Source organism: Pseudomonas sp. No.21, assembly GCF_054558415.1.
Genome location: NZ_BAAJNO010000001.1, coordinates 547,085 through 570,308, shown reverse-complemented (window position 1 = coordinate 570,308; position 23,224 = coordinate 547,085). Strand labels below are relative to the sequence as shown.

General features: G+C 67.0%; 20 protein-coding genes. 7 read left to right on the top strand and 13 right to left on the bottom strand.

Annotated features, from left to right (window positions below; genetic code table 11):
* Positions 1-196 precede the first annotated feature (196 nt).
* The 4 genes from ACYJSS_RS02395 (at position 197) to ACYJSS_RS02380 (ending at position 5,241) form a co-directional block, all read left to right on the top strand.
* Positions 197-2,074 carry a di-heme-cytochrome C peroxidase gene (locus tag ACYJSS_RS02395; protein ID WP_236206033.1) on the top strand — a complete coding sequence of 626 codons (1,878 nt, stop codon included), beginning with the start codon at positions 197-199 and terminating at the stop codon, positions 2,072-2,074.
* A gap of 69 nt (positions 2,075-2,143) precedes the next feature.
* Complete coding sequence (locus tag ACYJSS_RS02390) at positions 2,144-3,310, top strand: catalase family protein (RefSeq protein WP_111263888.1); 1,167 nt, start codon at positions 2,144-2,146, stop codon at positions 3,308-3,310.
* Between the two features lie 128 nt (positions 3,311-3,438).
* A complete protein-coding gene (locus tag ACYJSS_RS02385; protein WP_236206034.1) occupies positions 3,439-4,032 on the top strand; it encodes a YkgJ family cysteine cluster protein in 594 nt (197 codons plus the stop codon).
* A 705-nt stretch (positions 4,033-4,737) separates the two neighbouring features.
* Positions 4,738-5,241 carry a BRO-N domain-containing protein gene (locus ACYJSS_RS02380; RefSeq protein WP_236206035.1) on the top strand — a complete coding sequence of 168 codons (504 nt, stop codon included), beginning with the start codon at positions 4,738-4,740 and terminating at the stop codon, positions 5,239-5,241.
* Between the two features lie 106 nt (positions 5,242-5,347).
* On the opposite strand, the gene ACYJSS_RS02375 is transcribed toward ACYJSS_RS02380, so the two are convergent.
* From ACYJSS_RS02375 to ACYJSS_RS02335, 9 genes are all read right to left on the bottom strand, one after another.
* Complete coding sequence (locus tag ACYJSS_RS02375) at positions 5,348-5,725, bottom strand: cupin domain-containing protein (RefSeq protein WP_236206036.1); 378 nt, start codon at positions 5,723-5,725, stop codon at positions 5,348-5,350.
* Positions 5,726-5,801: 76 nt separating this feature from the next.
* Complete coding sequence (locus ACYJSS_RS02370; protein WP_236206037.1) at positions 5,802-6,611, bottom strand: AraC family transcriptional regulator; 810 nt, start codon at positions 6,609-6,611, stop codon at positions 5,802-5,804.
* Positions 6,608-7,033, bottom strand: a complete 426-nt coding sequence (locus ACYJSS_RS02365) for a DUF1801 domain-containing protein (RefSeq protein ID WP_236206038.1) — start codon at positions 7,031-7,033, stop codon at positions 6,608-6,610. Before ACYJSS_RS02365 ends, ACYJSS_RS02370 begins: the two co-directional genes overlap by 4 nt.
* An 813-nt stretch (positions 7,034-7,846) precedes the next feature.
* Positions 7,847-8,887: a hypothetical protein gene (locus ACYJSS_RS02360; protein WP_236206039.1), complete on the bottom strand. Its 1,041-nt coding sequence runs from the start codon at positions 8,885-8,887 to the stop codon at positions 7,847-7,849.
* 116 nt (positions 8,888-9,003) lie between these two features.
* Positions 9,004-9,780, bottom strand: a complete 777-nt coding sequence (locus ACYJSS_RS02355) for an APH(3') family aminoglycoside O-phosphotransferase (RefSeq protein ID WP_236206040.1) — start codon at positions 9,778-9,780, stop codon at positions 9,004-9,006.
* A gap of 102 nt (positions 9,781-9,882) precedes the next feature.
* Positions 9,883-11,406, bottom strand: a complete 1,524-nt coding sequence (locus ACYJSS_RS02350; RefSeq protein WP_236206041.1) for an MFS transporter — start codon at positions 11,404-11,406, stop codon at positions 9,883-9,885.
* On the bottom strand, positions 11,403-12,827 hold the full coding sequence (locus ACYJSS_RS02345) for an efflux transporter outer membrane subunit (RefSeq protein WP_111262671.1): 1,425 nt from the start codon (positions 12,825-12,827) through the stop codon (positions 11,403-11,405). The genes ACYJSS_RS02350 and ACYJSS_RS02345 overlap by 4 nt, the downstream gene beginning before the upstream one ends.
* Positions 12,828-12,832: 5 nt before the next feature.
* Positions 12,833-15,964, bottom strand: coding sequence for an efflux RND transporter permease subunit (locus tag ACYJSS_RS02340; RefSeq protein WP_236206042.1), 3,132 nt, complete (start codon positions 15,962-15,964; stop codon positions 12,833-12,835).
* Between the two features lie 27 nt (positions 15,965-15,991).
* On the bottom strand, positions 15,992-17,140 hold the full coding sequence (locus ACYJSS_RS02335) for a MexC family multidrug efflux RND transporter periplasmic adaptor subunit (RefSeq protein WP_236206043.1): 1,149 nt from the start codon (positions 17,138-17,140) through the stop codon (positions 15,992-15,994).
* Positions 17,141-17,309: 169 nt separating this feature from the next.
* On the opposite strand from ACYJSS_RS02335, the gene ACYJSS_RS02330 reads away from it, so the two are divergent.
* Positions 17,310-17,873 carry a TetR/AcrR family transcriptional regulator gene (locus ACYJSS_RS02330; RefSeq protein WP_111262674.1) on the top strand — a complete coding sequence of 188 codons (564 nt, stop codon included), beginning with the start codon at positions 17,310-17,312 and terminating at the stop codon, positions 17,871-17,873.
* A gap of 142 nt (positions 17,874-18,015) precedes the next feature.
* Here the strand turns inward: ACYJSS_RS02330 and ACYJSS_RS02325 are convergent, their stop codons facing one another.
* The gene (locus tag ACYJSS_RS02325; RefSeq protein WP_111262675.1) at positions 18,016-19,146 is read right to left on the bottom strand and encodes a M14 family metallopeptidase; all 1,131 of its coding nucleotides are present in this window, start codon (positions 19,144-19,146) and stop codon (positions 18,016-18,018) included.
* Positions 19,147-19,245: 99 nt separating this feature from the next.
* Positions 19,246-19,899, bottom strand: coding sequence for a YceH family protein (locus tag ACYJSS_RS02320; RefSeq protein WP_236206044.1), 654 nt, complete (start codon positions 19,897-19,899; stop codon positions 19,246-19,248).
* Between the two features lie 380 nt (positions 19,900-20,279).
* Between ACYJSS_RS02320 and ACYJSS_RS02315 the strand changes: the two genes are divergently transcribed.
* Positions 20,280-20,765, top strand: coding sequence for a hypothetical protein (locus ACYJSS_RS02315; RefSeq protein WP_236206045.1), 486 nt, complete (start codon positions 20,280-20,282; stop codon positions 20,763-20,765).
* A 130-nt stretch (positions 20,766-20,895) separates the two neighbouring features.
* Here ACYJSS_RS02315 and ACYJSS_RS02310 read toward each other — a convergent pair whose 3' ends face one another.
* Positions 20,896-21,351 (bottom strand): Lrp/AsnC family transcriptional regulator, encoded by a 456-nt coding sequence (locus ACYJSS_RS02310; RefSeq protein ID WP_111262677.1) that lies wholly within the window; start codon positions 21,349-21,351, stop codon positions 20,896-20,898.
* A 131-nt stretch (positions 21,352-21,482) separates the two neighbouring features.
* On the opposite strand from ACYJSS_RS02310, the gene ACYJSS_RS02305 reads away from it, so the two are divergent.
* Positions 21,483-22,103, top strand: coding sequence for a LysE family translocator (locus ACYJSS_RS02305; protein ID WP_236206046.1), 621 nt, complete (start codon positions 21,483-21,485; stop codon positions 22,101-22,103).
* On the opposite strand, the gene ACYJSS_RS02300 is transcribed toward ACYJSS_RS02305, so the two are convergent.
* A complete protein-coding gene (locus ACYJSS_RS02300) occupies positions 22,100-23,224 on the bottom strand; it encodes an ABC transporter permease (protein ID WP_236206047.1) in 1,125 nt (374 codons plus the stop codon). The two genes, ACYJSS_RS02305 and ACYJSS_RS02300, sit on opposite strands and share 4 nt — an antisense overlap.

Below are 23,224 nucleotides of genomic sequence, written 5' to 3'. Positions count from 1 at the left end.
CGAAGGGTTCTTAAAACGACGAGGCAATCGGGCGCAGGCCCTGCGCAGTGGAAAAGCCCGGAGAATCGGCCTCGCGAAAACATGACGCAGCCGACAAAACGCCCCGCACCGAAGACATTGGTAATAGCACCTTGCCAATAGGCGCATTGATTGGCATAACGTAGGCTTTTCCCCACTAGTTACAAGGATGTATCTGATGCGAATCCTGCGTCGCACGCTGGTGCTTCTGCTCGTTCTGATCCTCCTGGGCCTGGCCGTCGTCCTTTATTACGTCGCCAACCCCAACCTGCCGACCTACAAAGCCCCCGAGCAGCTGCACTACCTCAACCAGTGGGACGAACAGGCACGCCAGACCTACTACTACACGCCCCAGGGCACCACGGTTAAGGGCCTTCGCTACGACTGGTTCACCGCGCTCGAACTGCCCTTCTCCAGCGACAGGTTCGCCCGCCCGGAATACCTCGCCCGCTTCGGCTTCCTCGTCGACCCGCTGCAGAAGGCCACCGAGATCAACCCCGGCAACCTGCCCGTCGGCTTCGCCCGCCATGAAGACGACGACACCGGCCAGCAGTACCTCGACATCACCTGCTCCGCCTGCCACACCGGCGAGCTGCACTACAAGGGCCAGGCCGTGCGCATCGACGGCGGCGCCGCCCTGCACTCCCTCGCCTCCACCGTGCCCACCCTCAGGGGCGGCGGCTTCGGCCAGGCGCTGGGCATGAGCATGGCCTTCACCTACTACAACCCCTTCAAGTTCAACCGCTTCGCCAAGGCCGTGCTCGGCAGCGAATACCCCAAGGGCAAGGACGAGCTGCGCAGCGACTTCAAGGACGTGCTCGACCGCCTGCTCGGCACCGCCTGGAACGACACCCACCGCGGCCTCTACCCCACCGAGGAAGGCTTCGGCCGCACCGACGCCTTCGGCCGCATCGCCAACAGCGTGTTCGGCGACGCCATCGACCCCGCCAACTACCGCATCGCCAACGCCCCGGTGAGCTACCCGCAGCTGTGGGACATCTGGAAGTTCGACTGGGTGCAGTGGAACGGCTCCGCCATGCAGCCCATGGCGCGCAACATCGGCGAATCCCTGGGCGTCGGCGCCAGCCTCACCCTGCACCAGGAGAACGGCCAGCCGGTGCCGCTGGACCAGCGCTACGCCTCCAGCGTGCGCGTGCGTGACCTGCACACCCTGGAAGAAACCCTCAAGACCCTGAAGCCGCCGACCTGGCCGGAAGAGGTGCTCGGCAAGATCGACCTGCCCCGCGCCAGCCAGGGCCGCGCCCTGTTCGCCGAGAACTGCGCCTACTGCCACGCCCCCAACCCGCAACCGGTGGACAAGCGCCTGGCGCCCGACCGCGACCCGGAATGGAAGATGCGCATGATCGCCACCGACAAGATCGGCACCGACCCCACCACCGCCGACAACATCGCCGACCACCGCTTCGACATCACCAAGCTCGGCTGGACCAAGGAGCAGCTCTCCAAGCTCGACGTCGTCCTGTTCAGCAAGCCGCCGTTGCAGGACCTCGACTTCAGCAAGATCTCCAGCGCCAAGGGCCTGGCCTACCTCACCGCCTACGTCGAAGACCGCGCCTACCAGGAAGCCGGCATCAGCGGAGAAGAACGCAAGCAGATGGACGGCTACGGCCTGAAGATCGGCGTGCGCGAACTGCGCGCCTACAAGGCCCGCCCGCTGGACGGCATCTGGGCCACCCCGCCCTTCCTGCACAACGGCTCGGTGCCCACGATCTTCCAGCTGCTTTCCCCCGTGCCCGAGCGCGCCAAGGAGTTCTACGTCGGCAACTTCGAGTACGACCCGCAGTTCGCCGGCTTCAAGCACGACAAATTCCCTGGCGGGTTCCTGTTCAAGACCTCCGTCACCGGCAACAGCAACCAGGGCCACGAGTTCCGCGACGGCTGCCGCCAGAACGGCGTCATCGGCCGCGCCCTCTCGCCGGACGAACGCCTCGCGCTGATCGAATACCTCAAGGTCATGGGCAACCAGAGCCTGGAAGAAAAGCTCAGCCCGGTAGCGCCCAAGCCCTGGACGCCCGGCCCCGCCTGCGAAGGCTGATAGACCGCTGTCACACCCCTCCCCGCCACGGGGAGGGCCTGGGAACGAACAACAAGGACTCCAGCTCCCATGCTCAAGCGCTTCTGGCTCTGGCTCGGCCGCCTCCTCGGCAAGCTCACCCTCACCCTCCTCGTCGTCGGCCTGCTCGGCTGGGGCATCGGCTCGCTCTACTACAGCTGGAAATTCTCCGGCCCCGTTTCCGCCGACGAACAGATCCCGCCGACCGAGGCCAGCGACGCCAAGGCCATCATGGAATCGGCCGTGCGCGTGGTCGAACAGCACCGCGACAACACCCGCGTCCTGCGCGACGCCCACGCCAAGGCCCATGGCTGCGTGAAGGCCGAAGTCACGGTCGCGAAGGACCTGGCCAGCGACCTGCGCGCCGGCGTGCTCGCCGAACCGGGCAAGACCTGGCAAGCCTGGATGCGCCTCTCCAACGGCAACGCCTACCCGCAGTTCGACAGCGCCCGCGACGCCCGCGGCATGGCCATCAAACTGCTCGACGTGCCCGGCCAGAAACTGCTCAACGCCCCGGACCACGCCAACGAACAGGACTTCGTGATGTTCAACCACGACGTCTTCTTCATCCGCGACGTGGCCGAATACCGCAGCAACTTCGAAGCCCAGGCCAACGGCCAGAAGGTCGGCGCCTTCTTCCCCAGCCTCGACCCGCGCACCTGGGAAATCCGCCACATGCTGATCGCCCTGCAGACCCTCGCCCCGGCGCCGGCAAGCCCCACCGACACCGTCTACAGCTCCGTCTCGCCGTACAAGCTCGGCCAGGCCAACATCAAGTACCGCGTCATCCCCGACCCGCAATCCTGCCCCGAGTACACCCTGCCCAAGCAGAACACCGACCTGCCCAACTTCCTGCGCAACGCCCTGTACCAGCGCCTCTCCCTGGACCGCGTACCGGCCTGCTTCGCCCTCCAGGTGCAGGTGCAGAACCCGCAGTACTACATGCCCATCGAAGACACCAGCGTGGCCTGGAGCGAGAAGATCTCCCCCTTCCAGACCGTCGCCACCATCAAGGTCCCCGCGCAGGACTTCGATAGCCGCGAGCAGAACGAATTCTGCGACAACCTCTCCTTCAACCCCTGGCACGCCCTCCCCGAACACCGCCCCATCGGCGGCATCAACCGCCTGCGCAAGGTGGTGTACGAAACGGTGAGCGTGTACCGCCATGAACGGAATGGCGTGCCGCAGCCGCAGGCTGAGGTGAAAGAGCACGAGTGATGGGAAAATGCGGTGGACGTAGAGTTCAACCGCACTCCAACACGCAGCCCTTGTGGCTGATTGGTTAGAAAAGTGCGTGCAGCCGGCACACCGACAACACGCACCCAACAACTATCCCAAGCCTTTCAATGAAGATAAAAGACGCAATTAAGATATTAAACCAGCATGTCTCCAGACTTGAACGAATTGAGAGTTCCTGGAGCAACTGCAGATCCTGCCCTCATGGAGGCGCCTGCTGCATTGGCGTATCAAATCTTTTGATATTCCCTGAAGAACAAAAAACAATAAAATCTCATCTTCGAAAAAACAAAGAAATATTGGCATATGCAATACAGAGACTTGAAAAGAAACAGGGCTGCTACTTTCACAGCAGCGAATCCAAAACGTGCCTGATCCACGAAGTAAGGCCACTAAACTGTAGGTGGACGCCCTACACCGCGTTCCCTGAACCAGATGGAATGCTTTCAATTTCTCTAAGAGATGAAAATTGCAAATTCGAAAAGCACGCCGTTGAAATTGAGTCAGAAAAAGCAGGAATAATAAAAATAAGACCCATCAATCAAGGCGAATACAATCATCACTTCCTGTATTGGCCAAAAATTTCAGGACTTGACGAGTTAAAAGGAGACAATGACAAGCTCACCACCATTGAAAGCCTACTTGAAACACTCAAACAAGAGCCCGGGATACAAAAAGCTCTCTTTAGTGCTCAAAAACCTTAACCGTAAAACCCACATTAATAATATCCTCTTGTCCTCCCCACCCCACCTCCCTATCCTTCGCCGGCTGCGGTAAGTCCCGCGACCGGGTTTGACGGCCCGTTCCGATAGGCGCGATTGCGCCACAAGGTGCATGCAAAAAACGGCGAATGTTCTTTGCAGGCATCGGTACGCATGCAGTTTTTACAACTGCACTGTTATATGGCGGATCGCGCAGGGAGACCTTCGGGTCTGCCGGCCCTAGCTCCGGTCTGTCAACCCCGCGCGGTCCGTCACCCTTGGTCTCAAGAAGGGTGCCTCTAAGGTCCTGCTGGACGCCTGAAATGCCCAATGCGGAACGTTGAACAAGCGCCACAACATCTGAAGCGCTATCAACTCATTTCTTACAATCGCTGATCACCTGCCTCTCTTGCCCTCCCCGCCCCACCTCCCTATCCTTCGCCGGTCGCGGTCAATCCCGCGACCGGGTTTGACAGCCCGTTCCGATAGGCGCGATTGCGCCGCAAGGTGCATGCGAGAAACGGCGAACGTTTTTTGCAGGCACGTGCTCGCATGCAGTTTTAACTGCACTGCTCTATGGCAGATCGCGTGGGGAGACCCTCGGGTCTGCCGGGTCCTATCGCCGGTCTGTCAACCCCGCGCGGTCTGCCACCCTTCGTTTGACAGCGAATGGCGGCAGCTCCTGAACTGACTGATAGGAGCTACACCATGCACGAAGCACTCACCCCGCTCTTCTTCCACCGCAACACCTATCCCCTGCGCGCCGTGATAATCGACAACCAGCCCTGGTTCGTCGCCGTGGATTTCGCGCGGATGATCGGTGCGCTGCGCCCCTATCGCCTGCCCCAGCGCATGGACCCGAACCAGAAGCGCTGGGTGCTGCTGGAGTACGCCACGGGGTTGCGCGAGGAGGTGGAGGTGATCAGCGATGCCGGGGCCTACAAGGCGTTGTACCGCTTCCGCCACCCGGAGCACCGCTGCATCGGCCAGTGGTTGAGCGAGGTGGTGCTGCCCACCCTGCACGACCGCCACCGCGACGCCGAGGCGGCGCCGCAACGGGCCCTGATGCATTGGGCCAACCAGCAGGTGGGCGTGCTCAAGTGGCAGGGCGATATCTGGATCGCGCGGCGCGACCTGCCGGTGTTCCTGGCCATTCATGACGAGCCGGAACTGCGCGACCTGCCGAGCTGGAAGGGCTTGCAGCTCCTGTAGGTTGGGCTGAGGGACGAAGCCCAACGTGGCGGGGGTCGTGGTTGCGCCCTGCCCCCGCCTGTCGCGAATGAGTTCGCGCCTGCAAAGGCGCGATGCGGGCGGGCGATCAGATCCAGACGTCGTTCTGCGCGGTGCGCTCGCCGCCCTCCTCGCCGGTGTTGAGCACGCCACGGGGCTCGATGAGCATCATCTTCACCTCGCCTTCGGCGTAGGGTTTGTGCTCGACGCCCTTGGGCACGACATAGAGTTCGCCCGGCCCGAGCAGGACGGCGCCGTCGCGCAAATCGATGCGCAGCTGGCCTTCGAGCACCAGGAAGGCTTCGTCGGTGTCGGCGTGGGCATGCCAGATGAAGTCGCCCTCGATGCGCACGACCTTGAACTGGTAGTCGTTCATCTCGGCGACGACCTTGGGGTTCCACTGTTCGCTGAACAGCGAGGTCTTCTGCAACAGGTTGATGCTCTGGTGGTTGGGCTGAACGGCCATGGTGCGGCTCCGGGTTGGGGGTTGAGCCGCGAGAGTAGCGAGGCCCGCCGTAGCGCTCTTGTACGATCCTGCAGCTTCAGCGGGCGTGCATGCGCAGCCAGCGCGACGGCGGCAGGCCGTAGCACTGGGTGAAGTGGCGGGTCATGTGGCTCTGGTCGAAGAAGCCGGCGGCCAGGGCGGCATCGGCGAGGCTGAAGCCGTCCAGAAGCATGCGCCGGCAGCGGTCGAGGCGGCGCAGGGTGAGGTAGCGGTAGGGGCTGGTGCCGTAGAGCGCGCGGAAATCGCGGGACAGGCTCCAGCGCTCGCGGCCGCTGGCGCGCTCCAGCTCCTCCAGGCTGAGGTTGCTGCCGAGGTGGCTGTGGATGTAGTCCCGGGCGCGCTCGGCCGAGGCGAAGTCGAAGGCGCGGCGCCCTCGCCGCCTGCCGCCCACGGCCTGCAGCGCCTGGGCCAGGTCGTAGAGGGCGTCCTGCTCTTCCAGCGCCTGCAGCGGGTGGTCGATGGCCTGCATGAAGGTTTCGGTCGCCCGGCGCAGGCGCGGGTCATCGGAGAGGCCACCGGGCACGAAGGGCAGCGGCCGACCGCCAAGCACCTGCTGGATCAGCACCGGCTCGACGTAGACCATCCGGTAGTGGAAGCCGGCCTCGGTGCCGGCCATGCCGTCGTGGAGTTCGTCGGGGTGCAGCACCAGGGTGCCGCCGGGCAGGCTGTGGCGCAGGCTCTTCTGGTAGCTGAAGCTCTGCACCCCGGACAGGGTGCGGCCGATGGCGTAGGTGTCGTGGCGGTGCGGGTCGTAGCCGTGGCCGCCGAAGTAGGCCTCGATGCGCTCGATCCGCGCCGGGTGGTCGCTGCGACGCACCCAGTCCCGCGTGCCGGGCAGCTCGGTCATCCGGCGCGCTTCCGGGGCTTGGCCGGGCGCTCGGTATTGAGCGCCACGGCGGCGAGGAACAGCGCCTGCAAGGCGGCCTCGTCGATGCGCTCGCCCGGGTGGATGTCGATGGCGCGGCGGGTGTTGCCTTCCAGGCTGGCGTTGAACAGCCCGGCCGGGTCGGCCAGCGCGGCGCCCTTGGCGAAGGTGAGCTTGACCGCGTTCTTGTAGGTTTCCCCGGTGCAGACGATGCCGGCGTGGGACCACACGGGCACGCCGCGCCACTTCCATTCCTCGACCACTTCCGGGTCGGCGGCGCGGATCAGTTCGCGCACCCTGGCCAGGGTTTCGCCGCGCCAGTCGGCGAGCTCGGCGATGCGGGCGTCGATCAGGCGGGAGGCGTCGACGGCGCCCTCTTCCACCTTGCTGCTGTCCTTGCCCATCGGGTTGTCTCCATGCGTCGGGGGTTGGTGCCAGGGGCCGATTGAATACCAGCCAGCGTCAGCGCGCCATAGGTGCATGAAGGTGGTGAACCGGGCGTAGGGTGGACCGCGCTTCATCGGTCCAACATTCGGGCTCGCCGGTCACTCCGCTGGTGGATGAAAAGAGCGCCATCCACCCTACGCGGCGAAGCCGTATTGTCGGTTCGGAGGCTTCGCGTTTGCGGGGGTTACGGCGCATGACGGTGACGAACCGGGCGTAGGGTGGACCGCGCTTCATCGGTCCACCTTGCGGGCTCGCCGGTCACTCCGCTGGTGGATGAAAAGAGCGCCATCCACCCTACGCGGCGAGGCCCTGTTGTCGGTTCGGAGGCCCCGCGCTCGCGGGGTGACGGCGCATGACGGTGACGAACCGGGCGCAGGGTGGACCGCGCTTCATCGGTCCACCATTCGGGCTCGCCGGTCACTCCGCTGGTGGATGGAAAGAGCGCCATCCACCCTACGCGGCGAGGCCCTGTTGTCGGTTCGGAGGCCCCGCGCTCGCGGGGTGACGGCGCATGAAGGTGGTGAACCGGCGTAGGGTGGACCGCGCTTCATCGGTCCACCATTCGGGCTCGCCGGTCACTCCGCTGGTGGATGAAAAGAGCGCCATCCACCCTACGCGGCGAGGCCCTGTTGTCGGTTCGGAGGCTTCGCGCTCGCGGGGTGACGGTGCATGACGGTGGTGAACCGGGCGCAGGGTGGACCGCGCTTCATCGGTCCACCCTTCGGGGTCATGCCGGACACCGCCATGATCGCGCCACCCGGTGGGCAGGCTTATTGGGTCAACGACAGCGGCACGCCCCAGATCGGGTCTTCCTTGCCCTGCTGGCGCAGCGGGGTGAGCTGCAGGGGCACGAGCCGGGACAGCATCTCCCGGTGCCTGTCGCTCAGGTAGCGCGGGGAGATGACGGAGGTGGCGAAGTCCATGGGCGCCGGCCAGGTGTAGACGGTGAGGTTCTGCAGCGGGCACTCGACCTTCTGCGCATCGGTCGCCCGGCACTTGGAGCGCTGGTACTGGGCGCTGGGGCTCTTCAGGTGCATGCGCGGGGCCAGCACCAGCTGCCCGCCCTGGACGGTGAAGCTGGCGAGGGCCTTGTCCGCCGGCAGGCGTGCCTGGACCTTGATCGAGGGTACGTCCCGGGAGTCGGTCTGCTGGTAGTAGCCGGCCCCCGCGCCCTGGGTGGTCTGGCTGTACTGCTGCTCGCCCCAGGCCACGCAGGCGCCGCTGGCCACGTGCACGGCGGTGCAGACCTTCTCGCTCTTCAGCTCGCTGCCGTAGGTGGCGTCCTTCCACACCTCTTCGCGGTAGTACTCGCGGTACAGCTCGGTGGACAGGTACGCGGTGCCGTTGGGGCCTTTGCCCGAGCCGGCCGGGCCGCTGCGGGCGCCGACCTCGTCGAGCACCCCGCGAATCTGGTAGTCGTCGCCCCCGGTGAGCAGGTACTTGCCGGGCGGCAGGATGTGCACCTCGAAGGCCGTGAACAGGTTGGTGGGCTTGGGGTCGCGCTGCAGCTCGTTGGTCTTGAAGCGGCGGCCGAAGGTGATGGTCGGGTCGCTCTCGTTCTGCCAGATCACCGTCGGCGTCCACTGGGTCATGGTCAGCGCGTCGTTCAGCGTCTTGTGCGGCATCACGTCGGCCACCAGCACCACGGCCATGTTCGCCTTGAGCGCGGCGTCCACCTTGTCCAGCAAGGGCCCGTTGCTCGGGTCGTCCATGCCGTAGCCGCTGGTGTAGGGCTCGGGCACGCAACCGGCGAGGGAGAAGGCAAGCAGCAAGGCGGAAGGCAGGGCAAGAAGCGGGCGAGGCAGTCGCATGCATCGATCCTTGATAGAGGCCGGGACGGGATCGGCGATTGTCACCGCCCCGATGCGCCAGCGAAATAGTGCGGATGGGCTAGGCCGGCACGCTCGGCAAGCGTGCCGGCCGCTGCTCAGAACATCTCGTCCAGCTGCTCGAAGAACAGGCGCCTGGCCGGCTGGTCCGGGATACCCAGCCGGGCGATGAAGCGGTCGGCGGTTGCCGGCGACAGCTCCTCGGCGATGTTGCGGTGGGCGAAGGCGATGTCCAGCCAGCGATCCGCCAGGCCGCCGCGCCCCAGGTCGATGAAGTGCAGCCGCTCCCGGGCGTCGAGAAAGAGGTTGGCGTCGCACAGGTCGCCATGGGAGAAGACCCGGTCCTCGGTCGGCACGCTGGCGTGCAGGTGGCCGATCAGCGCCTCGGGCGTCGGCAGCTCGGGCCAGGTGTCCGGGTCCCAGTCATCGGCGATCAGCCCCTGGTCGACCAGGTACTCCAGCTCGTGCAGGCGCACGGCGGCCGAGGAATCGAAAGGGCAGCCGTCGACCGGCACCGCCTGCAGCAGGCGCAGGGCTTCGGCGAAGGCCTGGTACACGGAGGGCTCGTCTTCCATCAGCTCGGCGAGCGGCCGGCCGGGCACCGCACGGGTGATCATGAACTCATGCCCGTCGCCGGCGGCGCAGGCCACCACCTCGGGCACCTGGAGCTTGCCGTCGAGCCACTGCAGGACGCTGGCCTCGCGCATCACGCTGTAGGTGGTGGGCGCGTAGATGGCGGCGCTCGCCTTGAGGAAGAAGCGGTCGTTGCCACGCTCGAACGCGTGGACTTCGCATGGGGACTCACCGACGCAATCCCGCGTCAGGGGCGCGCCGTCGATGAAGCGCGCGATGCTCTGGGGCAGTACGAATGGCATGGAACCCGCCTGTCGTGGATGGAAAGCGCGCAACGATAGCGCAAGGCGTGAAGCCCGGCAGCGGCGTAATTGTGACAGGCGTTGAACAGCGGCCACGCCGGGTCAGCGCCCTGCCGCGGCGGGTTCGCGCCCCTCCTCCTTGCCCAGCGACAGGAACACCACCAGCGCCAGGCCGGCGAGCAGCACGGCAGCGGACAGCAGCACCGTACCGTGGGCGGCGGCGAAGGCTTCGCGCCCGGCCTGGGCCAGCGAGGCGGCCAGGGTGGCGTCGAGGCGTTCGGCAGTGACCAGGGTGTCCGCCAGCGAGCGCATCGCCGGGTCCTTCACCGCCTCGGGCACACCGCCGGGTAGCTGGATGGCGGCCGCGTAGACGCTGGAGAGCAGCACGCCGAAGGCGGTGATGCCCAGCCCCGTGCCCATCTCGTAGCCGGTGGCCTCCAGCGCGCCGGCGGCCCCCGCCTTGCTGGCCGGCGCGGCCCCCATGATGGCGATGGAGGACGCGGTGAGGCCGATGCTCAGGGCCAGGCCCAGCAACACCAGCAGGCCGGCCACCCAGGCGCCGTCGTTCAGGTCGCTCGACCCCAGGCCCGCCAACGCGACGGCCGAGCACAGCAGCGTGGTGGTCGCCACCCGGCGCAGGCCGACCAGGGCGACGAGGTAGCCGGCCAGCGGCCCGCCGACACCGGCGGCGATCATCAGCGGCAGCAGGAACAGCCCCGCTTGCAGCGGCGTGCGGCCGAGCACCAGTTGCAGCTCCTGGGCGATGGTGAGTTCGGTGCCGGCCAGGGCGCCGGAGACCACCAGCGCCATGATCAGCCCGGAGCGGATGGCGGGCCGCGCGAACAGGCCGAGATCGAGCATCGGCTCGGCGCTGGTGAGCTGGCGGCGCACGAAGTCGGCCAGCAACAGGACACCCACCAGCAACGTGACGCCGCTGCCCCAGGACGGCCCGCCCGGCGTGAGGCCGGATTTGAGCGCATGGACGCTGGCGATGATGCCGGCGATCAGCAGCAGTGCCTGGCCGATCTTCCAGCCACCGCTGCCACTGCCGGCATCACGGGGCACCAGTACATGGGCCAGGGGCCAGATAAGCAGCATCAACGGCAGGTTGATGAGGAACACCGAGCCCCACCAGTAGTGCTCCAGCAGCGCGCCCCCCACCAGCGGGCCCAGGGCCGCACCGGCGGAGGCCACCGTGCCCCACAGGCCCAGGGCGATGCCCCGCTCCCTGGGCGACTCGAAGGCGCGCCGGATGATCGCCAGGGTGCAGGGCAGCACCATGGCTCCGCCCACCGCCATCCCCGCGCGGGCGGCGATCAGGGCCGCTGCCGTGGGGGCGTAGGCCGCCGCACAGGACATGGCGACGAACACCAGCAGGCCGGCGAGCAGCATGAAGCGGCTACCGATGCGGTCCGCCAGGGTGCCCATGGGCACCAGCAGGCCGGCCATGATCAGTGGGTAGATGTCGATGATCCACAGCACCTGCTCGCCGCTGGCCCCGAGGGACAGGGTCAGCGACGGCACGGCGATGTGCAGCACCGTCATGTCGATGACGATGGGCAGGTAGGCCAGGACCACCACCAGCAGGATCAGCCAGCGGTTGCCCGGAGGGTGGCTCGAACTCATCGGCTCTCCAGGCTGGCGTCTGCACCGCTCCAGCCGCCACCCAGGGCGCGGAACAGGTCGACCAGGGCGAGCTGCCGCTGGGTGCTGGTCTCGATCAGCGTGGAGTCGTTGAGGAAGGCGCTGCGCTGGGCATCCAGGTAGCGCAGGTGGCTGTCCACGCCGCCTTCGTAGCGGGCCTTGGCCAGCTTCAGGGTCTCGTTGCTGGTGTTGGCCAGGGCGCGGCGGGCCGCTTCCTCGCGGCGCAGGGTGTCGGTGGCGGCCAGGGCGTCGGCCACTTCGCGGAAGGCGGTCTGGATGCTGCCTTCGTAGGCGGCCACGGCGGCGTCCTTGCGCACTTCGGCGAGGTCGAGGTTGGCGGCGTTGCGGCCGGCATCGAAGATCGGCAGCGTCAGGGTCGGCATGAAGCTCCAGGCGCGCGAGCCGCCATCGAACAGGCCGGACACCTCGGCACTGGAGCTGCCATAGCTGCCGGTGAGGCTGATGCGCGGGAAGAATGCCGCCCGCGCCGCACCGATATCGGCGTTGCGCGATTTCAGCCGGTGCTCGGCTGCGAGGATGTCCGGGCGCCGCTCCAGCAGTGCCGAGGGCGCGCCGGGGGCGATGTCCTGGATCAGCAGCAGCTCGTCACGGGGCGTCTCGGGCAGCGAGCGGGCGGCATCCGGGGTGCCGACCAGCAGCACCAGCGCGTTGAGTGCCTGCTGCTTCTGCCGCTGATTGGCCTCCAGTTCGGCGCGGGATTGCTCCACCAGCCCGAGGGCTTCCTGGTGGTCCAGCGCGGTGGCGGCACCGGCGGCGCGGCGCTGGGCGGTGAGGTCGAGGGAGTCCTCGCGGCTTTCCAGGGTCTGCCGGGTCAGGGCCAGGCGGCGCTGGGCGCCGTCGTAGGTCAGGTAGGCCTGGGTGACTTCCGCGACCAGGGCGATGCGCGCGCTGCGGCCCGCTTCCTCGGTGGCCAGGTACTGCTCCAGGGCCGAGTCGGTGAGGCTCTTGACCCGGCCGAACAGGTCCAGTTCGTACTCGGGCAGGCTCACGCCCACCTGGTAGCTGCTGGTGACGCTGGAGGCACCGGTGCTGGAAAGCTCCCCCGGCACCCGCTGGCGATTACCCGAGGCACTGGCGGCGAGCCCCGGCACCCGGTCGGCGCGCTGGATGCGGTATTGCGCGCGGGCCTGCTCGATGTCGAGCAGGGTCTGGCGCAGCGAGCGGTTGTTGGCCAGCGCCTCCCCCACCAGCCGGCGCAGGTCGGCGTCGACGATGAAGGTGCGCCAGTCCAGCTCGCTGGCGGCCTGGCCCTGCCTGGCGGCGGGGCCGGTCCATTGCGCGGCCACCGGGGCTTCGGGGCGTTCGTAGGTGGGGGCCATGGAGCAGCCGCCCAGGGTCAGTGCGATCAGGAGCGCCGATGCGCTGAAGACGTTTCTGTGCATGGCGATCACTCCAGGACCTTGGTGGTTTCTTGGCTGGCCGCCGGGCGACTGCGCAGCAGGGACAGCACCCAGACGAAGCAGATGGGCACGAAGATGACGCCCAAGAGCGTGGCGCTGAGCATGCCGCCGATGACGCCGGTGCCGAGGGCGCGCTGGCTGGCGGCACCGGCGCCGGTGGCGAGGGTCAGCGGCACCACGCCGAGGATGAAGGCCATGGAGGTCATGATGATCGGGCGGAAGCGCAGGCGAGCGGCCTCGATGGCGGCCTCGCGCAGGCTGTGGCCCTGCTCCCAGAGCTCCTTGGCGAACTCGACGATGAGGATGGCGTTCTTCGCCGCCAGGCCGATGATGGTGATCAGGCCGACCTTGAAGTACACGTCGTTGGGCATGCCGACCGAGGTCACCGCGAGCACCGCGCCGAGGGCGCCGATGGGCACGATGAGCATCACCGACAGCGGGATCGCCCAGCTCTCGTAGAGCGCCACCAGCAGCAGGAACACGACCAGGATGGCCAGGGCGAACAGCTGCACCGCCTGGCCGCTGGCGACCTTCTCCTGGTACGACAGGCCCGTCCACTCGTAGCCGATGCCTTCGGGCAGCTGGCCCACCAGGTGTTCGAGCTCGGCCATGGCCTCGCCCGTGCTGACGCCGGGCGCGGCGTCGCCGGCGATGCGGATCGACGGGTAGCCGTTGTAGCGCACCAGTTGCACCGGGCCTTCTTCCCAGCGGGTGGTGACGAAGGCGGAGAGCGGCACCTGCTCGCCCCTGGCGTTGCTGACGTAGAGCTTGAGCACGCTTTCCGGCGTCATCCGCGCGCCCTGCTCGGCCTGCACCACCACGCGTTGCTGGCGGCCGGCGTTGGAGAAGTCGTTGATCACCGAGGAGCCGAACGCGGTGGACAGCGCGCTGCCGATGGTCTCGAAGCCGACACCCAGGGCGCGGGCCTTCTCGCGGTCGATCTCCAGGCGCAGCTGGGGCGCTTCGGCCAGGCCTTCCATCATCGCGTAGAGGATCTTCGGGTTGCCGTTGGCCTGGCCCAGCAGCTGGTCACGGGCGGCCAGCAGGGCTTCGCGGCCGAGGCCGCCACGGTCCTGCAGGCGCAGGGCGAAGCCGCCGGAGTTGCCCAGGCCGTCGATGGGCGGCGGGGTCACGGCCATGATCGCGCCGTCGCTGACGCCGGCGAGGTTCTGGTTGGCCAGCAACGCCTCGGCCCCGGCCGATTGCTCGTCGCTGCGCTCGGACCAGTCCTTCAGGGTGGGGAACGCCAGCGCGGCGTTCTCGCCCATGCCGGAGAAGCTGAAGCCCATGACCAGGAAGGTGTTGGCCACCGCCTCGCGGGCGCCCAGGTACTGCTCCAGCTGCTGGCCGGTGACATCGGTGCGCGCACGGGTGGCGCCGGGCGGCAGCTGCACGTCGACGATCATGTAGCCCTGGTCTTCCACCGGTACGAAGGATTCCGGCAGGCGCAGGTAGAAGTAGCCGAGCAGTGCCACCAGGCCGGCGTACACCAGCATGAAGCGCCCGGCACGTTTCACCAGGCCGCCGTTGAGGCGGGTGTAGCCCTGGGTGAGGCCGGTGAAGCCGCGGTTGAAGGCGCCGAAGAAGCCGCGCTGCTCATGGTGCCCCTGGGGGATCGGCTTGAGCAGCGTGGCGCACAGGGCCGGGGTGAAGGTCAGGGCGAGGAAGCCGGAGAACAGGATCGACACGGCCAGCGACAGGGAGAACTGCTGGTAGATGACGCCCACGGAGCCGGCCATGAAGGCCAGCGGCAGGAACACCGCCGACAGCACCAGGGTGATGCCGACGATGGCGCCGGACACCTGGCCCATCGCCTTGACCGTGGCCGCGCGCGGCGACAGGCCTTCCTCGGCCATGATCCGCTCGACGTTCTCGACCACGACTATGGCGTCGTCCACCAGGATGCCGATGGCCAGCACCATGCCGAACATGGTCATCATGTTCACCGAGAAGCCCAGCAGGTACATGACGCTCAGCGTGCCCGCCAGGCACACCGGCACGACGATGGCCGGGATCAGGGTGTAGCGCACGTTCTGCAGGAACAGGAACATCACCAGGAACACCAGCACCATGGCTTCCAGCAGGGTGTGGATCACCTTCTCGATGGCCACGTCGACGAAGCGCGAGGTGTCGTAGGGCACCGAGTATTCGACGTCGTCGGGGAAGTTCACCGACAGCTCGGCCAGGCGTTGCTTGATCGCCTCGGCGGTCTGGATGGCGTTGGCGCCCGGGGACAGCTGGATGGCACCGGCCACCGAGGGCTTGCCGTTGAGGCGCGAGGAGAAGTTGTAGCTCTCGCTGCCCACTTCCAGGCGGGCCACGTCGGCCAGCTTCACCGAGGAACCATCGGGGTTGGCACGCAGCACGATGCGGCCGAACTCGGTCGCATCGTCCAGGGTGCCCTTCACCGCGAGGGTGGCGGTCAGCTCCTGCTCGGTGCTGCCCGGCGAACTGCCGAAGGCACCGGCCGGCACCTGCACGTTCTGCCCACGGATGGCGGCGCTCACGTCGTCGATGGACAGGCCGTAGCCCACCAGCTTCTGCGGGTCGATCCAGACGCGCATGGCCGCTTCCGAGGAGAAGAACTGCAGCTTGCCGACGCCGGTCACCCGGCGCAGTTCGTTGTTGATGTTACGCGCGGCGTAGTCGCCGAGGAAGGTGGTGTCGCTGCGCTGGGCACCTTCCTTGTAGTTGAGGGCGTAGATGAGCAGGAAGCCGGCGCTGGTCTGCTCGACCTCGACCCCCTGGGTGAGCACGGCCTGGGGCAGGCGCGACTCGGCCTTCTTCAGGCGGTTCTGCACGTCCACCTGGGCCAGCTCCGGGTTGACGCCGGGCTGGAAGGTGACCACCACCTCGCCGGTGCCGTTGGAGTTGCTGGTGGACTCGAAATACAGCAGGCCCTTGGCACCGTTGAGCTCCTCCTCGATCACGCTGGTGACCGAGTCCACCAGCACCTGCGCCGAGGCGCCCGGGTAGGTGGCGGTGATGGTGATCTGCGGCGGCGCGACGTTGGGGTACTGGGCCACCGGCAGCATCGGGATGACCAGCAGGCCGGCCAGGGAGATGAACAGCGCCACCACCCAGGCGAAGTTGGGGCGCTTGATGAAGAACAGAGACATGGACGTTTCCTCGTGGCGATACCGGCCTTACTGGCGGGCTGCCTGTTGCTCCTGGGTGGGACGCGCCTCGACCTTGGCGCCCGGCTGCAGGCCGGTGAGGCCGCCGACGATCACGCGGTCGCCGCTGGCCAGCCCCTGGCTGATCTGCCAGCGCGCGCCCTGCATGGCACCGGTGTGCACGGGGCGAGCCTCGACACGCTCGTCGGCGCCGATCACCAGCACCAGGGCGCTGCCGTCGGCCGCCCGCTGCACGGCGCGCTGGGGCACCAGGATGGCGTTGGCATCGCTGCCCTGGGGCGCACTCACCCGGACGTACATGCCGGGCAGCAGCACCCCGTCGGGGTTGGCGAACTTGCCACGCAGGGACACCTGGCCGGTGCCCGGGTCCACCGAGACGTCGGTGAACAGCAGCTCGCCCTGGCGCTCGTAGTCGGTGCCGTCGACGTGGATGCGCAGCGCCTGGCTGTCGTCGGCGGAGAGCGTGCCGCCCTTGAGCGCTTCACGCAGGCGCAGGGCGTCGGCCACCGGCTGGGTGAAGTCGGCGTAGATGGGGTCGAGCTGCTGGATGCGCGCCATGAGCGTGGTCTCGCCCTGCCCCACCAGCGCCCCTTCGGTGACCAGCGCGCGGCCGATGCGACCGGAGATGGGCGCCTTGACCGAGGCATAGCCGAGGTTCAGGCGCGCGGTCTCCAGGTCCGCCTGGGCCGTACGCACCGCCGCCCTGGCGCTGCGCAGGTCGGCGGTGGCGGTGTCGAAGTCCTGCTGGCTGACCGCCTCGATCCTGGCCAGCGGCTCGTAGCGCTTGACCCGCGCCAGGGCCTCGAAGAGGGTCGCCTCGGCGCGCGCCAGCTCGCCCTCGGCACGGGAAACCGCCGCCTTGAGCGGTGCCGGGTCGATCTGGAACAACAGGTCGCCGGCCTTGACGTCCGCCCCCTCCTCGAAACGCTTCTGCACCACGATGCCCGCGACCCGGGCACGCACCTCGGCCACACGCACGGGCTCGATGCGCCCCGGCAGCTCGGTGGTCAGCACCAGCGGCTCGGCCACCACCGCCACGACGTCCACCGGCCTGGCCACTTCGGCAGCCGCTTCCGGCTCGCCCGATGCCCCGCAACCAGCCAGCGCCATGGCTGCAACCCATACCGAGACGGTTCCTACTGCACGCAATCTGCCCATGTTTCACCCGGACCCTAGACTGGAAAGGCGCGCATGATCTTTCATAGATCTAAATGAGTCAATATTGTCTCATTTGAATCTTTTGTTATTAATCATGTCGTTCACCGTTGAAGCCCGAGGGTTTTTCTGCACAATGCGCCCAATCCGAAAATCAACGCAGGACCCTTCCATGGCGCTGACAGCACAAGACGAACGACTCATCAAGGCGCTGGCCGTCGCCTTCGTCGAGCGGCCGCGCGCCACGCTGAAGGAGCTGGCGGAAGCGGCCGGCGTGAGCAAGGCCACGCTGCACCGCTTCTGCGGCACCCGGGACAACCTGGTGGAGATGCTCATCACCCACGGCGAAACGGTGATCGGCCAGATACTCTCCGCCGGCGACCTGCAGCACGCCGAGCCGCTGGACGCGTTGCGCAGGCTGATCGGCGAACACCTGATGCACCGCGAACTGCTGGTGTTCCTGATGTTCCAGTACAACCCCGACACCCTCGACCCGAAGGCCGAGGACGATCGCTGGCAGAGCTATTGCGTCGCCCTGGACAGGTTCTTCCTGCGCGGCCAGCAGGAGGGGGTGTTCCGCATCGACATCAGCGCGGCAGTGCTCTCGGAGCTGTTCCTCTCGCTGATCTTCGGCATCGTCGACGCCGAACGCCGTGGCCGCATGGCCAGGTCCGGCTCGGCGGTGATCCTCGAGCAGATCTTCCTCCACGGTGCGGCGGCGCCGACCCGCGCCTGACGGCGAGAGTGGTCGCAGGCTGCCCCAGCTCCACCGAAGAGCGAACCGCCCCAGCAACACTCGCGATCGGAGGGCCGCACAACGAAAAACGCCGCCTCCCCAGCAACGGGGAGGCGGCGTTCTTTCAGGGGCGCGGCGGCGGTCAGCGCAGGCCGTCGACCATCGCGGCGGCAACGCTGAGCACGTCCTGGCCGAGCTTCATGGAGCGCTTGCCGTCCCAGCCCGTTTCCGGGTTGGGGTTGTCGTCGTGGTCCTTGAACGGCATCTCGATGGTGAACGACAGGCAGTCGAACTCCATGCCGACGGCGTTGCAGGCCAGGGTGGTGTTGGCCTTGCCGGGTTCGTCCTTCGGGTAGCCGTAGCGGGTCTGGAAGTCGGCGCCGATGTCCACCAGGCGGTTGCGGAACTCGTCTTCCAGGCGTTCCAGGCGCTTGCTGTAGCCCGGGTTGCCTTCGCAGCCGGCGGTGAACACGTGGGGGATCTCCTCGTCGCCGTGGATGTCGAGGAACAGGTCAACGCCGACCTTGCGCATCTGCTGCTGGACGAAGAACACCTCGGGGCTCTCGGCCTCGCTGGCCGATTGCCAGGCGCGGTTGAGGTCCTTGCCGGCGGCGTTGGTGCGCAGGTGGCCACGGAAGGCGCCATCGGGGTTCATGTTCGGCACCAGGTAGAGGTCGGCCTTGGCCAGCAACTCGTTCAGCTCGGCGTCGTCCTTGTTCTTCAAGCGCTCGATCACGCCTTCCATGTACCACTCGGCCATGTGCTCGCCGGGGTGCTGCTGGGCGATGATCCAGATCTTGCGCTGGGCCGCCGGGTTGCGGCTGACCCGCAGCAGCTGGATGTCGCGGCCCTCGATGCTCTTGCCGGTGGCGAACAGCTCGGCGCCGGCGTTGGCCAGGGCGTCGGCGATCAGGCGGTCGTGGCGTTCGCGGCTGTAGGGCTCGAAGTAGGCGAACCAGATCTGCCCCTCGCGCGGTTGCAGGCCGAAGTGCAGGCCTTTCTCGTCGAAGTGGCTGGGCACGCGGAACCAGTTGACGTGGTCGTAGGAGGCGGCGGCGTTGTAGCCGGTCCAGGCGTGGGCGTAGGCCGACTGGCCGGCGTTCACCAGGCTGAAGTCGTGGCGTTGGCCGGGGGTCATGCCCTCGACCTTGAAATGGAACCACTGGAAGTGATGGCTCTTGAGGTCCGGGCGCATCGCCAGCAACAGGTGCTGCGGATTGCTGGCGTCCTTCACCTCGATATTGCCGCTATCGAAGTCCGAGCTGATTTTCATGGCTACCTCAGGCGTGGGTATCAGGGTTGCGCGAAAGGATGGCAGGTCGCCCGGCACGGCGAAACGCGCCAGGCGACAAAGAGTTGCGCAGAAGGGTAATCAGCGGGCTTCGAGGCGCGCCAGGCGCTCTTCGAGTTCGGCGACGCGGGCCTCCAGCTGCTCGATGCGCGAGTCGCTGGCGGCACGGCTCTCGCTGCGCTCCGGGGCGCTCTGCCGCGCGGCCAGCAGCTCTTCGAGGTCGGCCTTCTCGCCCAGCAGGTGCATGTAGCGATCCTCGCGCTGGCCCGACTGGCGCGGGATCAGGGTGACGAGGCCACGCGCGGCGAGGCGTTCGAGGTTGTGCTGCACCTGCTCGACGTCGTCGAACTCATGCATGCGGCCGCTGCGGGTCAACAGCTCGTTGAGGGTCTGCGGGCCGCGCAGCAGCAACAGGCCGAGCAGGATCAGCTGCCCATGCACCAGCTCCAGGGTCTTCTCCGCACGCTGCTCCCAGCGGTCGGCGCGACTGCCCATCACCAGGCGCGCGAGCCCGCGCCCCTCGAGCACCCGCATGCCCTGCCCCACCTGGCCGGGAGTCAGGTTCATCACCGGCTCGCGGCTGGTCTTCTGGTTGCTGGCCAGGACCAGCGCGTTGAGGGTCAGCGGGTAGGACTCCGGCGTGGTGGCCTGCTTCTCGATCAGGCTGCCGAGCAGGCGGACCTCGACGGCGGAAAGGGGCTCGTTGCTGAAGGGGGTTTCGATCTCGCTGGACATGTCGCCATCCAATGGTGGGAAAGGGCCATAGCCTAGCGTGACTCCCCGCTCCTTTGCACCGCATCGCATCCCTGGGCACGCAGTGTTCGCTTCCCTGAACAGCCGAGCCGGCCACGGCACCCGGAAGATGCCTTGATCAACCCAATCAATCGAATAAATAGATTGTTATCATTTGGCGAAAAAGTCTTTTGCGGAAGGTTTCAAGTGCCTAACAACACCGCATTTGATTGCGTAAGTATCTGATTTAAAAGCATGCCAACTCAACTATCGACGGGATCGATGTAGACCATTACCGATATCCACTTCTTTATCGATTTTTCATCCGTAACATTGGCCCCGTGTTCACTTTCAACCCCACTTGAAACCACGAGGCACCCAAAATGAAAAAGCAAATCCTTGCCAGCCTGTTCATCGCTTCCCTGTCCGCTACCGCGTTCGCCCTGCCCCAAGGCGCCGCGCAGACCCAGCAGACCGTCGCCAGCGGCGCCGAGCGCACCATCAATCGCCTGGCTGAAGATGGTTCCGACCGCACCCCGGGCTTCCGCGTCGCCGAAGACGGCTCCGACCGCACTCCGGGCTTCCGTGTCGCCGAAGACGGTTCCGACCGCACCCCCGGCTTCCGTGTCGCCGAAGACGGTTCCGACCGCACTCCCGGCTTCCGCGTTGCCGAAGACGGCTCCGACCGCACTCCCGGCTTCCGTGTCGCCGAAGACGGCTCCGACCGCACTCCCGGCTTCCGCGTTGCCGAAGACGGCTCCGACCGCACCCCGGGCTTCCGCGTTGCCGAAGACGGTTCCGACCGCACTCCGGGCTTCCGTGTCGCCGAAGATGGTTCCGACCGCACTCCGGGCTTCCGCTTCTCCTGACAGGCCGCTGCACAGGTTGCAATCCGACCCAGGAATCCCGTGCGAGGTCTGAGCGATGTACCCAGCCCGTAAATGCTGAAGGCGCCCTCGAGGCGCCTTCAGTGCTTCTACCCTTCCGCTTTTCCCGCCGTCACTCCGACGCCGTAGCCGGTGGCTGCAAAGGGCGCAGCGGGATCGGCGCCGACATCACGATGGACGTTCGCGTCTCGCCGAAGTGGTTGATGCTGCCGACGAAGCGTTCCAGGTGGCGGATGTTGCGCGTCACCACCCGCAGGATGAACGAGTCCTGCCCCGTCACATGCAGGCATTCCAGCACTTCCGGCATCTGCTGCAGCAGCGCGACCAGGCGTGCCTTGTCCGGCTGGGGCGTGGTCATGCCGATCAACGCCATCACCTCGTAGCCGACATGTTCGGCGGATACGCAGGCGCGATAGCCCTCGATTACCCCGGACTCTTCGAGGCGCTTGAGGCGCTCCGATGTCGCCGGCAGCGAAAGCGCCACCCGGTTGGCCAGTTCGGTGAGCGAAATACGCCCTTCGTCCTGAATGGCCTGGAGGATTTTCCAGGATTTGGCATCGATCTCCATTTTTAAGGCCCCTATCGAAATTCACATAAGCAATTCAGGCAAAGCCAGATAATTACCATAGTTATTGCATTCAAAGATCGGTATCAGCGCCGCAGAATAAGGCCATTCCAATGACCTCACCGGTGGCCCGGATGGACCTCGCGCTGTTCTTCAAATCCGCCCTGATCGGCTTGTCCATCGCTGCCCCCGTGGGCCCCGTGGGCCTGCTCTGCATCCAGCGCAGCCTGGACCACGGCGCCCGCATCGGCTTTCTCAGCGGCCTGGGCGCCGCGCTCGCCGACGCCTGTTTCGGTGCCCTGGGGGCCTTCGGGGTGCAGGCGCTGATCCAGGCCTTCGTGGCACTGGCCACGCCCCTGGCGCTGGTCGGCTCGGGCTTCCTCGCCTGGATGGGCCTGCGCCTGCTGCGCGCCACGCCGGCCCGCCACGCCGCCGCCTTGGTCGAGCCCGGCAACGGCTGGAAGGCGCTGGCGTCGGTCTTCGCGCTGACGCTCACCAACCCCATGACGATCCTGGCCTTCATCGCGGTCTTCGCCGGCCTCGGTGCCGACGCGACGCCCGGTACGGCGAGCGCGCTGCTGATGGTCGCCGGGGTGTTCTGCGGCTCGGCGCTGTGGTGGCTGGCCCTGGCGCTGGGCGTGGCTGCCGTACGCCACCGCTTGAACGCCGGCCTGCTGCGGCGCATCGACCAGGCGGCCGGGCTGTTCCTGCTCGGTTTCGCCGCCTGGCAGCTGGCGCGGGCTCTGGCCGTCTAGGCCATCTGGGTGATGGTGCGGCGGAACCGGGTCAGGGCGGCGAAGAAGAAGGCGCTGCCGATGCCGATGATGGCGAGGAATTGCGGCCAGACGATGTCCAGCCCCGCACCGCGGTAGAGGATGCCCTGGGCCAGGGCGACGAAATGGGTGGTGGGCGCTGCCAGCATGATCTGCTGCACCAGCTCGGGCATGCTCTCGCGCGGGGTGGTGCCGCCGGAAAGGATCTGCAACGGCATCAGCACCAGGATGGTCAGCAGCCCCAGCTGCGGCATGGAACGCGCCACGGTGCCGAGGAAGATGCCCATCGACGTGGTGGCGAACAGGTGCAGCGCCGCCGCCACCAGGAACAGCCCCAGCGAGCCCTCGATGGGCACCGCCAGCCAGCCACGCACCACGAACACCAGCGACAGCGCGGCCGCCACCAGTACCACCGCGCCCATGGACCAGACCTTGGCCAGCATGATCTCGAACGCCGACAACGGCATCACCAGCAGGTGCTCGACGGTGCCGTGCTCGCGCTCGCGGATCAGCGCCGCGCCGGTGAGGATGATCGACAGCATGGTGATCTGGTTGATCACCTCCATCACGCCGCCGAACCAGGCCTGGGTCAGGTTGGGGTTGAACAGCGTGCGTACCGTCAGCTCCGCCGGCATCGCGTTCGCCCCCCGGTAGCGGGCGACGAATTCGTTGACCTCGGTGGCAACGATGTTCTGGATGTAGCCCGCGCCGCTGAAGGCCTGGCCGATCTGCGTGGCGTCGACGTTGAGCTGCACCGCCGGGTTGCGGCCGGCGAGCACGTCGCGCTGGAAGTCGGGCGGGATGTCCAGGGTGAAGGTGTAGAGACCGGTGTCCATGCCCCGGTCCATGCGCCCCTGGTCGATCAGCTCGGGCGCGCGGAAGTACGGCGGCTGGAAGGCGTTGACCAGGCGCGTGGAGAGCTGCGAGCGGTCCTCGTCGACCACCGCGATGGGTGCATGGTGCAGGGTTTCCGGAATGCCGGTGGCGGAGCTGTACACGCCCAGGCTGAAGGCCCAGAGGATCAGCAGCAGCATCGCGTAGTCGCGCTGCAGGCTGCGGAACTCCTTGAGCCCCAGGTTGAAGATATTGGCCAGGCTGCGCAT

Bases quoted from the DNA above. Each gene is read 5' to 3' on its own strand.
- ACYJSS_RS02370 (WP_236206037.1), bottom strand. From the start codon at position 6,611: ATGACCGAGCTGCCCGGCACGCGGGACTGGGTGCGTCGCAGCGACCAC.
- ACYJSS_RS02360 (WP_236206039.1), bottom strand. From the start codon at position 8,887: ATGCGACTGCCTCGCCCGCTTCTTGCCCTGCCTTCCGCCTTGCTGCTT.
- ACYJSS_RS02365 (WP_236206038.1), bottom strand. From the start codon at position 7,033: ATGGGCAAGGACAGCAGCAAGGTGGAAGAGGGCGCCGTCGACGCCTCC.
- ACYJSS_RS02355 (WP_236206040.1), bottom strand. From the start codon at position 9,780: ATGCCATTCGTACTGCCCCAGAGCATCGCGCGCTTCATCGACGGCGCG.
- ACYJSS_RS02330 (WP_111262674.1), top strand. From the start codon at position 17,310: ATGGCGCTGACAGCACAAGACGAACGACTCATCAAGGCGCTGGCCGTC.
- ACYJSS_RS02380 (WP_236206035.1), top strand. From the start codon at position 4,738: ATGCACGAAGCACTCACCCCGCTCTTCTTCCACCGCAACACCTATCCC.
- ACYJSS_RS02300 (WP_236206047.1), bottom strand. From the start codon at position 23,224: ATGCGCAGCCTGGCCAATATCTTCAACCTGGGGCTCAAGGAGTTCCGC.
- ACYJSS_RS02395 (WP_236206033.1), top strand. From the start codon at position 197: ATGCGAATCCTGCGTCGCACGCTGGTGCTTCTGCTCGTTCTGATCCTC.
- ACYJSS_RS02305 (WP_236206046.1), top strand. From the start codon at position 21,483: ATGGACCTCGCGCTGTTCTTCAAATCCGCCCTGATCGGCTTGTCCATC.
- ACYJSS_RS02320 (WP_236206044.1), bottom strand. From the start codon at position 19,899: ATGTCCAGCGAGATCGAAACCCCCTTCAGCAACGAGCCCCTTTCCGCC.
- ACYJSS_RS02385 (WP_236206034.1), top strand. From the start codon at position 3,439: ATGAAGATAAAAGACGCAATTAAGATATTAAACCAGCATGTCTCCAGA.
- ACYJSS_RS02375 (WP_236206036.1), bottom strand. From the start codon at position 5,725: ATGGCCGTTCAGCCCAACCACCAGAGCATCAACCTGTTGCAGAAGACC.
- ACYJSS_RS02390 (WP_111263888.1), top strand. From the start codon at position 2,144: ATGCTCAAGCGCTTCTGGCTCTGGCTCGGCCGCCTCCTCGGCAAGCTC.
- ACYJSS_RS02345 (WP_111262671.1), bottom strand. From the start codon at position 12,827: ATGCACAGAAACGTCTTCAGCGCATCGGCGCTCCTGATCGCACTGACC.
- ACYJSS_RS02325 (WP_111262675.1), bottom strand. From the start codon at position 19,146: ATGAAAATCAGCTCGGACTTCGATAGCGGCAATATCGAGGTGAAGGAC.
- ACYJSS_RS02310 (WP_111262677.1), bottom strand. From the start codon at position 21,351: ATGGAGATCGATGCCAAATCCTGGAAAATCCTCCAGGCCATTCAGGAC.
- ACYJSS_RS02335 (WP_236206043.1), bottom strand. From the start codon at position 17,140: ATGGGCAGATTGCGTGCAGTAGGAACCGTCTCGGTATGGGTTGCAGCC.
- ACYJSS_RS02315 (WP_236206045.1), top strand. From the start codon at position 20,280: ATGAAAAAGCAAATCCTTGCCAGCCTGTTCATCGCTTCCCTGTCCGCT.
- ACYJSS_RS02340 (WP_236206042.1), bottom strand. From the start codon at position 15,964: ATGTCTCTGTTCTTCATCAAGCGCCCCAACTTCGCCTGGGTGGTGGCG.
- ACYJSS_RS02350 (WP_236206041.1), bottom strand. From the start codon at position 11,406: ATGAGTTCGAGCCACCCTCCGGGCAACCGCTGGCTGATCCTGCTGGTG.